Origin of the sequence: Halochromatium glycolicum (assembly GCF_016584085.1) — a bacterium.
Lineage (GTDB): Bacteria > Pseudomonadota > Gammaproteobacteria > Chromatiales > Chromatiaceae > Lamprobacter > Lamprobacter glycolicus.
On sequence record NZ_NRSJ01000002.1, the window covers coordinates 150,235 to 161,244 of the forward strand.

Annotated in this window: 14 protein-coding genes; 10 read left to right on the top strand and 4 right to left on the bottom strand. The window is 60.9% G+C overall.

Features of this window, described 5'->3' with window-relative positions:
* Positions 1-113 precede the first annotated feature (113 nt).
* The 5 genes from CKO40_RS01975 to CKO40_RS01990 all read left to right on the top strand — a co-directional run bounded on the left by CKO40_RS01975 (position 114) and on the right by CKO40_RS01990 (position 2,888).
* Positions 114-347 (top strand): type II toxin-antitoxin system Phd/YefM family antitoxin, encoded by a 234-nt coding sequence (locus CKO40_RS01975; RefSeq protein WP_200241652.1) that lies wholly within the window; start codon positions 114-116, stop codon positions 345-347.
* Positions 347-733, top strand: a complete 387-nt coding sequence (locus CKO40_RS01980; RefSeq protein ID WP_200344233.1) for a type II toxin-antitoxin system VapC family toxin — start codon at positions 347-349, stop codon at positions 731-733. The genes CKO40_RS01975 and CKO40_RS01980 overlap by 1 nt, the downstream gene beginning before the upstream one ends.
* Positions 733-1,452, top strand: a complete 720-nt coding sequence (locus tag CKO40_RS01985; RefSeq protein WP_242476718.1) for an Rpn family recombination-promoting nuclease/putative transposase — start codon at positions 733-735, stop codon at positions 1,450-1,452. The genes CKO40_RS01980 and CKO40_RS01985 overlap by 1 nt, the downstream gene beginning before the upstream one ends.
* Positions 1,433-1,789 (top strand): DUF4351 domain-containing protein, encoded by a 357-nt coding sequence (locus tag CKO40_RS24035; protein ID WP_338074099.1) that lies wholly within the window; start codon positions 1,433-1,435, stop codon positions 1,787-1,789. Before CKO40_RS01985 ends, CKO40_RS24035 begins: the two co-directional genes overlap by 20 nt.
* 79 nt (positions 1,790-1,868) lie before the next feature.
* Entirely contained in the window at positions 1,869-2,888 is a 1,020-nt protein-coding gene (locus tag CKO40_RS01990; protein WP_200344235.1) for an RpnC/YadD family protein, read from the top strand.
* Positions 2,889-3,154: 266 nt separating this feature from the next.
* On the opposite strand, the gene CKO40_RS01995 is transcribed toward CKO40_RS01990, so the two are convergent.
* Entirely contained in the window at positions 3,155-3,589 is a 435-nt protein-coding gene (locus tag CKO40_RS01995) for a flagellar protein FlaG (protein ID WP_200344237.1), read from the bottom strand.
* A gap of 3 nt (positions 3,590-3,592) precedes the next feature.
* Between CKO40_RS01995 and CKO40_RS25580 the strand changes: the two genes are divergently transcribed.
* Together CKO40_RS25580 and CKO40_RS02000 are read left to right on the top strand one after the other, a co-directional pair.
* Positions 3,593-3,703, top strand: coding sequence for a hypothetical protein (locus CKO40_RS25580; RefSeq protein WP_476702797.1), 111 nt, complete (start codon positions 3,593-3,595; stop codon positions 3,701-3,703).
* Complete coding sequence (locus CKO40_RS02000) at positions 3,687-3,995, top strand: hypothetical protein (RefSeq protein WP_338074100.1); 309 nt, start codon at positions 3,687-3,689, stop codon at positions 3,993-3,995. The genes CKO40_RS25580 and CKO40_RS02000 overlap by 17 nt, the downstream gene beginning before the upstream one ends.
* Before the next feature lie 165 nt (positions 3,996-4,160).
* On the opposite strand, the gene CKO40_RS02005 is transcribed toward CKO40_RS02000, so the two are convergent.
* Positions 4,161-4,352: a type II toxin-antitoxin system TacA family antitoxin gene (locus CKO40_RS02005; protein ID WP_242476719.1), complete on the bottom strand. Its 192-nt coding sequence runs from the start codon at positions 4,350-4,352 to the stop codon at positions 4,161-4,163.
* Positions 4,353-4,602: 250 nt separating this feature from the next.
* Positions 4,603-4,983, bottom strand: coding sequence for a flagellar protein FlaG (locus CKO40_RS02010; RefSeq protein ID WP_200344241.1), 381 nt, complete (start codon positions 4,981-4,983; stop codon positions 4,603-4,605).
* A 317-nt stretch (positions 4,984-5,300) separates the two neighbouring features.
* Here CKO40_RS02010 and CKO40_RS02015 point away from each other — a divergent pair, with 317 nt between their 5' ends.
* The gene (locus CKO40_RS02015) at positions 5,301-6,998 is read left to right on the top strand and encodes a flagellin N-terminal helical domain-containing protein (RefSeq protein ID WP_200344243.1); all 1,698 of its coding nucleotides are present in this window, start codon (positions 5,301-5,303) and stop codon (positions 6,996-6,998) included.
* Between the two features lie 101 nt (positions 6,999-7,099).
* Here CKO40_RS02015 and CKO40_RS24040 read toward each other — a convergent pair whose 3' ends face one another.
* A complete protein-coding gene (locus CKO40_RS24040) occupies positions 7,100-7,471 on the bottom strand; it encodes a hypothetical protein (RefSeq protein ID WP_242476720.1) in 372 nt (123 codons plus the stop codon).
* Between CKO40_RS24040 and CKO40_RS02020 the strand changes: the two genes are divergently transcribed.
* Together CKO40_RS02020 and CKO40_RS02025 are read left to right on the top strand one after the other, a co-directional pair.
* Positions 7,352-10,003 carry an O-linked N-acetylglucosamine transferase, SPINDLY family protein gene (locus tag CKO40_RS02020; RefSeq protein WP_420827350.1) on the top strand — a complete coding sequence of 884 codons (2,652 nt, stop codon included), beginning with the start codon at positions 7,352-7,354 and terminating at the stop codon, positions 10,001-10,003. The two genes, CKO40_RS24040 and CKO40_RS02020, sit on opposite strands and share 120 nt — an antisense overlap.
* Positions 10,004-10,158: 155 nt before the next feature.
* Positions 10,159-10,950 (top strand): hypothetical protein, encoded by a 792-nt coding sequence (locus CKO40_RS02025; RefSeq protein ID WP_200344247.1) that lies wholly within the window; start codon positions 10,159-10,161, stop codon positions 10,948-10,950.
* Positions 10,951-11,010 lie beyond the last annotated feature (60 nt).

Sequence of the window (11,010 nt, forward strand, 5' to 3'; positions counted from 1 at the left end):
GTCCCGGTTTGCGCGCGTCCCGGTTTGTGCGCCGGTTTGTGCGCGCGGTTTGCCAAGGCCACCTGCCGAAGATAGACTTAGTCGACTCCTTAGTCCATATCAGTCAACCTGTAATGACCACCATTGTCAACGTTCACGAAGCAAAGACCCATTTCTCAAAACTCCTTGAGCAGGCCCATCGTGGCCAAGAGATCATTGTCGCCAAGGCCGGTAAGCCTTACGCCCGGCTGTTGCCACTTGCCAACGCGGCACCGCAGCGTCAACCGGGCCGACTGGCGGGCAGGGTGGATGATGCCTTCTTCGAACCCTTGCCCGAGGAAGAGATTCGCGCTTGGGAGGCTGAATGATGCGGGTTTTGCTCGATACGCACGCCTTCCTCTGGTGGGCAACGAACAACCCGCAGCTATCGGATAGAGCCCGTCAGGTTATCGCGGACCCGGACAACAGCATCTACGTCAGTGCTGCGAGTGCATGGGAGATCGCCACCAAGCAACGCATTGGCAAGCTCAAGGGCGTACCGGATGCGACCACTCGCTTCTCGGAGCTCGTGGCGGCAGATGGCTTTGATCACTTGCCAATCACTCACCTCCATGCGCTACGCTCCGGAGGCTTCAAGGTTGCTCATCGAGATCCTTTTGATCGGATGCTTGCAGCGCAGAGCGAGATAGAACATCTACCATTGCTCACTTGCGACCCCGCCTTTGAGCAATTCGGCATCAAGACCGATTGGTAATGCCGCACACCTCCGCACCAAACGCGTCCACTTCCAAACCGCCTCATAGCTTCCGCCAGCCAGCAGCCCGCTCAACAACCAGTCCTAACCCCATATCCAACCACCACGACACCGGCTACAAAGAGCTCTTCAGCCACCCTGAATTCGTCCAACAGCTCATCGAAGGCTTCGCCCCGCCCGAGATCGCCGCCCTGATGGACTTCAGCACCCTCAGGAACCACAGCGGCAATTACATCACCCGGCTGTTCGAGGAGAGATTCGAAGACGTCGTCTGGTCGCTCGAGGTGCACTGGCAAGGCCTTACCCAGCGCCTGTTTCTCTATCTCCTGATCGAATTCCAATCCACCGTCGATCCCTCTATGCCTTTGCGCATGCTGCACTACGTCGCTTGCTTCTACCAACACCTGATCAAGACCAAGGTCACCACGCTCGCTCAAGGGCTGCCCCCAATCCTGCCGATCGTGCTCTACAATGGACTCGATCGCTGGAGCGCCGCTGATGACATCAGCGAGCAAATCCGCCCTGAGCCACCGCAGTTCCTCCGCGCCTGCCAACCCCACCTGCGCTATTACTTGATTGACGAAGGGCGCTACACTTCCGAAGCAGCTCAGCGCCATCGACAGCCCGCTCAGTGGCCTCTTCCAGGTCGAGATCGCCTCAGGCGATCGCGCCTCCCTGCAAGCCGCCGTCGATCGGCTGGTGCGCCTGATCCAGGCTGACCCCAACAAGGCCCGCCTTGATCGGCTCATCACCCGCTGGCTCAAGCGTCATCTTCAGCGCCTTGGCGCGAAGATCGACCTCACACAGGTTCATTCACTCATCGAGGACAAAGCGATGTTGGCCGAAAACCTACAACACTGGGCAGAACGCGAGCGCGAAGAAGGCCAAAAAGCAGGCGTGGAGGGCACCCTCCGCAAACTCATCACCCTCAAATTCGGCGAGATACCGGAGTCGGCATCCAAGCGCCTGGAGCAAGCCACGGACGAGCAACTGGACGCCTGGGTCGAGCAGATCCTCAGCGCCAACTCGCTCGACGACCTCTTCACGACAAGGTGATGGCCGCGCCAGCCTCGAGCGCGAGCCCGCGCACGCTCATCACCACCATGCGCCTGCTAACTAGCTAGGCTAAACCAGATTGGCGACCACCGAGACCAACACCGACAACACCCCGGCTGCAACGGGCTCACCCAAGCGCGACCAGGACAGCCCCTGGAAAGAAGCCCTCGAACGCTTCTTCCCCGAGTTCCTCGCGCTGTTATTCCCGGACATCCACGCCGAGATCGACTGGAGCACCCCCTACCGCTCGCTCGACAGCGAGCTGCAGCAGATCACCGGCGACGCCGACAGCGGCCGACGCTACGCCGACAAACTCATCGATGTGCGCACCCGCGAAGGTCACGACCTCTGGGTGCTGGTCCACGCGGAAGTGCAGGGTGCGGCCCAAACCGCGTTCGCCAAGCGCATGTTCCAGTACAACTACCGCATCCGTGACCGCCACAACCGTTCAGTCGTCAGCCTCGCCGTGCTCAGCGACACCAATCGCCAGTTTCGCCCCGCGAGCTACGAAGACGGGCGTTGGGGTTGTCGCCTCCTGTTTGAGTTTCCAACGGTCAAACTACTCGACTACACCGAACCCGAGCGCTGGGCAGAACTGGAAGCCAGCGACAACGTCTTCGCCCTAGTGGTCATGGCGCAGATCCGCGCCAAAGTGACCGACGATGCCGAAACGCTCAAAGGCTGGAAATTCCGCCTCATCCGCATGCTGTACGAACGCGGCTACGAGCGCCCCTTGATCCTGCAACTCTTTCGCCTCATCGACTGGATGATCCGCCTGCCCGAGGGCCTTGAAGCGGACTTCCGCCAAGAACTTTATGCCTACGAGGAGCAACAACGCATGCCATACGTCACCACAGTTGAACAAGCCGGGATTGATAAGGGCATCAAGATTGGCGAACAGCGTGGCGTCATCATCGGCGAACAGCGCGGCGTCGTCATAGGCGAAGCCAAAACACTCCTCCGCCAACTCACCCGCAAGTTCGGCCCTGACTGCGCCGAGCGCTACCGCGACCGCATCGAAGCGGCCGATGTCGAGCAGCTTGATGCCTGGCTAGATAACATCCTCACCGCCGAGACCCCAGAAACCATCTTTCACTGAGACGCGGCGCCAAGCGGCATCATCGACGACCTCTTCACGACAAGGTGATGGCCGCGCCAGCCTCGAGCGCGAGCCCGCGCGCGCTCATCACCACCATGCGCCGGCTAACCAGCTAGGCTAAACCAGATTGGCGAACAGCGCAGCGCCAAGCCCGGCCTAAGCCCTCTGGCCGCTCGCTGGCTGCTCGGCGAGCACCGAGCCGCCAAACGCTCAAGACAGCACACACCCAGCCGCCAGGCGCCGAGCCCCCAGAAGCCCTCAAGCCCTCAAACCTGAAGATTCACCCGGCCACCGCGGGCGGCTTGGGTCATCTCGGCGATCTGCTCGGCCAAGCGCATCACCTCCTCCGGTGGGATCTGGCGGATCACCTCGCCTGATTCGCTATCCACAATGCGTGTGATCAGGCGCTCGCCGGGCGGCTCGCTCATCTCGAACTGCATGCCATAATTGTTCATCACCTCGTTCACGCGCCGGATCGGCTCTTCGAGATCACTGCGGCCTGGGGCCTGGTTGCTCTCGGCGTCACTCAGTCGACTGCCGGCGGCCGGCAGCGCCTGCAGCAAGCCCTCCAGAAGCTGGCGCGGGTTGAGTTGGTTGACCGGGGCACTATTCGGTGCGGTTTGGCTGATATCGGTGATGGCACTGGACAGGGGAGTCCCCAAGTGCAGCCATTTGTGGTCAATACCTCGCCGCTCATCCATCTGGTGGAGGCTAGCCTGCTGCAGTTGCTCGCTGATGCAGCGCCGAGCGTTTGGGTGCCTGAGCCGGTTGCTCAGGAAATTCGCGCCTACGGGAAACATGCGCCAAGGGCTTGAACATTACCGCCGCCTGCGCGAGCCCAACCAAAGCGGCTGCTGGACACTGCTCGAACGACTCCACCTCATCTTCCAACGCGAGGCATCCGAGATGGCCTACACCCTGCAAGACTTCATCCGCGAGACCCATGAACTGGTGATCGAAGACGCGCTCAAGCGCGACCCCGACGCGATTCTCAAGCGTCTCGATCCCGAGCAACGGCTCAAAGGGCTCGACCCCGAGCAGCGACTCAAATGCCTCGACCCCGCCATCATCGAAGCCTGGCTGGCGAAACAGCGCCGAGATCAATGAGAGCGCTTCCGCCTTCCGACAACATCCACAAAAGTCCGGCTCGCTCCCGAAGTCTGGTTGGACAATGTCCGGTGTCGTAGCCACTCATCGAGCGACGATTCACCGCAGGAAAATCCCCAGGCTAGTGTTCGGTCGACAACGGTTGCGGTGGCAAAAGGCTCTGGGTCATGTCGTCCCGGTATCCCAGGGGGCCTCGATCGCCATCAGCCGCTCCAGACCGACATTGGGTGTCGGCGGTGCGTCGAGCGCAGCGAGGAATTGCTCAAATTGATCCGCATCCAGACTGAAAAAGGCTCGGTCAAGCAGCACGGATTGGGCGCGCTCACAGGCGGCTTCTAGCATAAAGGTCGCCCGCAAGCGGGCTCCTACAGTGCTGACGGCCCAGGTGGCAGGATTAGGTGGCAGGAAAAGGGTCTCGGCATTTCTGCCGCAATGCACTAGAGCAAGCCACGAACGCGCAATTCCGCGGCATCAGCCTCTTTGGCCTGAGCACAGGGGCCGCCACCCAGGCCGAAAACCGCAGCACACCGCTGGCTGCGATGCTTCAACCGCGGTGCTTCAACTGTGGTGTCTTGCAGCGCCCACCCGAGCAAAGCCCAGAACCGGCTCAGGCCTCCAGGTTGATGAGCCCGCCGCGCGCGGCCTGCATCTTATCCAGCTGCTCGGCGACCCGCAAGACTTCCTCCGGCGGCACCTGACGAATCAGCTCGCCGGACTCGCTATCCACGATGCGGATCACCATCCGCTCGCCCGGCGGCTCGGTGAGCTGGAACTGCACGCCATACTCGCTCATGACCTCATTGACGCGCTGCACGGGCTCCTCGAGCTCGCTGACGCCGGGCGTCTGACTGCTCTCTGCCTCCGCCAGCAGGCTGCCGACGGTTGGAACCCCGTCCACCAGCGCCTCGATGCGCTGGCGCGGGTTCAGCTGACTGACCGGGGCGGTGTTCGGTGCCGTTTGGCTGATATCGGTAAGCGCGGTTGACATGGCGTTCTGACTCCCTAGGTGACAAAGGCCGCAGGTGTGGCGTTGGTGCAGGAAGCGCCACAGGCTGCGAGGGCGAGACTGGTTCTAGGGGAAATATCGGCAGTTGGCGAGGAGACTTTAGCGCGGAGGGCCGCGGCTGAGAACAAGGGCAAAGAATCGACGGATTGATGCAATTTTCGGTCTCCTGCCCTTAAGTCTGGCGCGCTTCGGCCGTTAACCTAGGCAACGGCCAACAATGGTGCCGTTGCGGCAGGCCCGGCGATCAACGTGATACGCCTTTACCTGGCGCCTACACCACGTAACGGAAGGAGCGAACCATGTCCGTCATTAATACCAACATCACCTCGCTGATCGCCCAGCAGAACCTCGGCAAGAGCCAGAGCGACCTCACCACCGCGATGGAGCGCCTCTCCTCCGGTATGCGCATCAACAGCGCCAAGGACGACGCCGCTGGCCAGGCCATCGCTAACCGCTTCACTGCGCAGATCAATGGCCTTACCCAAGCCCAGCGCAACGCGAATGACGGTATCTCGATCGCGCAGACCAGCGAAGGCTCGCTCAATCAGATCAACGACAACCTGCAGACCATCCGCACGCTAACCGTGCAGGCGCAGAACGGGACCAACTCCGAGTCTGACCTGCAGTCCATCCAGGACGAGATCGATCAACGCCTGGCTGAAATCGACCGTATTTCGGCCGAGACCGATTTCAACGGCGAAAGGGTGCTCGCCGAAGGCGTTCAAGACCTGCGCGTGCAGGTTGGCGCCAATGATGGTCAGACCATCGACATCGGTCTGCGCCAGGTAGACGTTTCCACCCTTAACCTGAGCGGCTTCAATGTCGATGGCGTTGGCACCGCGAACAGCCTGGCAACCGAGGGGCAGATAACGGCTGACGGATTCGTGGCCCAGAATGATGCCGCGAATTCTTACGTCAACGCGACATACAATAGCACTGCAAACGTTGCGAATGGCGGCGTTGGCCTGGCGCTGGCCCAGCTTGAAGATGGTGGAACGGTGACGGGAACCAACGCAACCGGTGACAACGTCACCTATACGTGGGATGCCGACACCGAGCTATTCACTTTCAGTGAGACTCGGGGGGTCACTGCGGCTTCGTTTGCTGACACACTCACGCCAGCAACCGGTGAGACTGGCGCACTGACCATTGAGGGTCCGAGTGGTACGGTCGATGTGAATGTCGATTCCGCTGGCAATGTCACCCGTGCCGGCGATGGCGCAGCCCTCTACTTCAATTCGAGTACCGGTGACCTGACCGAGAATAATACCGCAGGCTCCAACCTCGCCGCGATCAGTGACATTGCAGCCTTTATGGACGCAGGCACCGCCGCTGCCGGCGATATGACCATCCGTGACGGTTCGGTGAACTACGTCTCGACGACGACTGCGAACGAGATCGACGTCCAAAACGACACTCTGACCATGGCGGAACTCGAGGACAGGATGGAAGCCCGGGGTGATGCTAACCTAGTCGGTTACGACGTTGATGTGGACGGCGGTACCGGCAGTGGTGCGACCTACTCGTTCATCGCGGCCGGATTGTCGGACGGTGGTTCGACCCTCTTTGTCTCAGGATTTGACGCAGAGAAGATCGCGACGACAGCGACGGCGACCGTCTACCAGGGCGATGATGGCTCCTTCACCGATGGTGCAGCCAACCTTGTCTACGCGACTGAGAATGGAACGCTAACGTTTGATGAGGTGAGCGGTGCAACGGCAACGGAAAACCCGCTCGCAACCCTTGATGCAGCCTTGGCCAACGTTGATAGTCTGCGCTCCGAGCTTGGTGCGGTGCAGAACCGGTTCATGGATGCCATCACCAATCTGTCGACCAACACGACGAACCTCTCCGCTGCTCGCTCGCGCATCGAAGATGCCGACTATGCGGTGGAAGTCGCCAACATGACGCGGGCTCAGATCCTGCAGCAGGCCGGTACCAGCGTCCTGGCGCAAGCCAACCAGCTGCCGCAGAACGTGCTTTCTCTGCTGGGCTGATCAGCCTGATGGCCTCAGCAAGAGGCTGAACGCGCTCAAAGGCCCCCGCCCTGGGGGCCTTTTTTGTTTAGACTCAGCAGGAGGCCCTCCTACGAAAGAGTTCAACCATGCCACCGCATACCGCCCACCGTATTCCTTCCGAACAGCGCCAGCGTTTCGAGCATTATTTCCGAGGCAGTAATAACCTGAGGGCTGCAGATCTCGCTGAGACCTTCAGCCGCAACTACCCGCAGGACCCATTCGCTTGGCAGGCTTTGGCGCAAGTCAAACAACGGCAACAAGATTACGAAGGCGCGGTCACGGCAAGCCAGCAAGCCTGTGCACTGAGTACCGACGCTGCCCGAGCAGCAGCGTTGCTGCAGCTCGGTCGTGCCCACTTTGGGCTTGAGCAGTTTTCGGAGGCGGAGCGCGCCTTGAACGAGGCTGTCGAGCTGGACCCCGAAAACGCCGAGCTCTATTTGATGTTGGGCCATGTCTACTACGCCGAAAGACGCGAGACGAAGACCATAGACGCATTGGATCAAGCGCTTGCGCTGAATCCGAGCTCAATAGCGATCCTGGCTCTGCGGATTCACGCCTTCTCTCGAGCACGGCGCTACGCGACGGTCATGCGCGACTGCGACGCCTTGATGGCACTCAAGCCGAAGGAGGCGACCTATTACAATCTGGTCGGGACCAAGTATCAAGATATCGGCCGTTTCGAGAAGGCCCGAGACTATTATCACGAGGCGCTCCGCCGCGACCCGCAAGAGCTCGGTGCAGCGTCCAATATCCTTACGGGCATGCACTACGACCCTGCGGTGAGCGCCCGCGAGATCTATGACGCTGCGCTGAACTGGCGGCGGCGCTTCCCGGTGGCGGCGCAAGCGCCTTCGCCAATTGACAAGCAGCCGGCTCGCCGCTTGCGGGTTGGTATGCTCTCGGCCGGGTTCCACTCGCATCCCGTCGGGCTGATGATTCTCCCGGCAGTCTTGAACGTCAAGCGCCGGAATCTTGAGTTCTACTACTATTCGCTCGATCCCAAGGAGGATTTCGTCACGAAACAGCTGCAGCGCACAGCGAGCGAATGGCGGATGCTGGAAAAGCAAAGCCTCGATGAGCTGGATGCCACCATCCGCAAGGATCAGCTCGACATCCTGATCGATATGGCAGGACACAACGAGGGTAATCGGCTAACGGTGATTGCACGCAAGCCAGCGCCTCTCATCGTGAAATGGGTCGGTGGCTTGATCAATACGACGGGGCTGGGGGCGTTTGACTATCTTCTCACTGATCGGGTCGAGACACCTCCAGGTGTTGATGATTGGTATGTCGAAAACCTCGTGCGCCTGCCAGATGACTACGTTTGTTACAGCATTCCGCCCGATGTTCCCGCTGTCGTATTCCCAGAGGTTAACGACCTCCCTGCGCAACGCAATGGCTACGTCACCTTCGGCTGCCTAAACAATCCGACCAAGATCAATCTCGAACTGCTCGCCCAGTGGGCTAGTATCATGCAGTCGGTGCCCGGAAGCCATCTGCTGCTCAAAGGCGGCCAGTATGAGGATGAGGGCTTTTGCCGGCGTATCCGCGACCGCTTGGCCGAGTTCGGCATCGCGCCTGAGCGCGTCGAGCTGGAAGGCTCGACAAAGCACAAGGAGTTCATGAGGACCTACTGGCGCATCGACATTGCCCTCGATCCTTGGCCGTATTCCGGGGGGCTCACCACCTGCGAGGCACTGGTGATGGGCGTGCCGGTGCTGACGCGTCCCGGCCCGACCTTCGCCGGTCGCCACGCCGCGACTCATGTCACCAACGCCGGGTATCCGGAGTGGGTTTGCGAGAGTTGGGAGTCCCTGCAGCGACGTGTACTCGAATTGGTCAGCGATCTTGATGAGCTGGCCCGTATTCGGCGTCGCATGCGTGACCAGGTGATGGCCTCACCGCTGTGTGACGGGAAACGTTTTGCCGAAAATCTGGATGCCGCCTTGCGTGCCATCTGGCAGCGGTATTGTGAGGACAAGGCGCCCGCTGCCCTCAACTTTACCGCGCAAGGCGAATGCCAGTTCGCCGGCGACACCGCGCCGGTGGTGCTGCGCCATCCGGTTCCCTACATCACTCCGCGCGTGCTCGCGGAGCGCCGCTTTAACTGGCAATTGCCAGCCAAGCTGGTGGTAATCGACAGCAGCGCTAAGCTGTTGCGCGACGATGGCATCGAGGAGCTGCTGAAGCTCGATGCCTTCGGGATCGTCGCGTTCGACCCTGGCGGTCTGCTCAAACGGCCCGAGCGCTTCAGCGAGAGCGCCGATGTTCAACTGGTGCCGCACGCGCTGCTCGGCGACGGTCAGCCCGCCACCCTGTATGCCTGCTTAGACCCGGCGCTGAGCAGCACGCTCAAGCCGCTGCCTGCCGAGGAGTTGCCGCCTGGCCAGCGCCAAGGCGTGCAGGTGCTTGCCAAAATGCCGATCAGCACCGTGGCGCTGAACAGCGTCGCCGGACTGGAAAGCCTGGACTGGCTCATTCTCGATCACCTGAGCGATGCAAGCGCGATCCTCGAGCATGGCGATCAAGCACTGAAGGATAGTCTGCTGATCCAGGCACGCATCGCCTTCCAGCGAACGCACGAGCGACAACCCACGTTGGCCGAACTACAGCGCTGGGTGACGCGCCGTGGATTTCGCTTCTATCGCTTTAACGACATGGCGCACGACACCCATCTGCCCGCGCGGGATGACCTAGTCAATCCGCAACGCAGCGAGCTAGTCAGCGCCGACGTGCTGTTCCTGCCTAATCAGGCGCGAATGGCTACGCTGAGTGAGGCTCAGCGTCTGAAACTCGCTTTCCTGCTGCATACCGTGTTCAACGTCAAGGATCTCACCTATACACTGCTAGCCGAGGTGGATGGGAACAGGGCCGAGGATTACCTGCTAGCGCAGGGGATGGTGAAGGAGCCGGATGTCAACATGAGAGTCGAGGGGGTTGCTGACGCGGATGCCGATGACCCCGGCGAGTTCGTTTTCGATTGATGGTTGCTATGAACGCCTCCCGAGAGCGTCCGGAGAACAATGCCAAAGCGGCTGAATGATGGTATACCTAAAGCGGAAGGCTCGACTGAACGCTAACAGTTCGACTGGCTCGATGAACGAGCACCGAAGACTCCGATAAAGCGCCTGAGCAAACTGTGCAGTCCCACTGGACCCTCAACCTCAAGAACGGCCTCAAGGTTAACGTCCCGGCCGATCTCGAGAACCCGGTTACCCTGACGCTGCTGGAGCTGGAAGACTGGCCCGAGCCCGACTACGCCTTCTGGTGCCAACTGGCCCAACCCGGTCTGCGCGTGCTCGATGCCGACACCGGCTACGGCCTCTACGCGCTGGGCTTGGCTCAAGCGCTGCACGGGCAGGGCAGGGTACTGGCGCTCAACCCTGATCCGCTTTTCGCCCGCAGCGTCGCTGATAACGGCCTGCAAGCGCTGATTCAAACCGAGGAGCCGAGCGAGCACGCCAGCACCAGTTCACCCAGCGTCAGCAGCGAAAACAGTGGCGAGACAGACAGTTGCCGCAGCGAGACAAACGACGACGGCAGCGATCACGGTGAAGCTGCCGCCTTCGACCTAATACGCCTCGGCCCGACAACCAAGCTCGACCCAGGCTGGATTCAGCAGGCCGCCCCGCTGCTCATGCTGCCCAGCGATAGCGCCGCCCTGGCCGACCTGCAAGCCGCTGGTCTCAGCCTCTACCGACTGATCCCGGTCCTTAATGCCTTGGTTTTGCTGCAGGATGCTCCCGTCGCCAACTGCACCCAAAACGGAAGCCCCGACCTGCTCACAAACGCGGATACCAACCACGAAGCCGACGGTGAAACCGCGCCCAGTGCAGGATCAGGGCTAGAAAAACCGGCTACTCTTTATGCCTGTAACGCCACGCGTGCCGCCTGGCTGCGTGGACAAGAGCGGATGATCCGGCCCGCCTGATGCCGCGCCGTGGTGACCTCAACGCTTCCCGGCCCAACCATGCACAGTCGACGCCTGAAA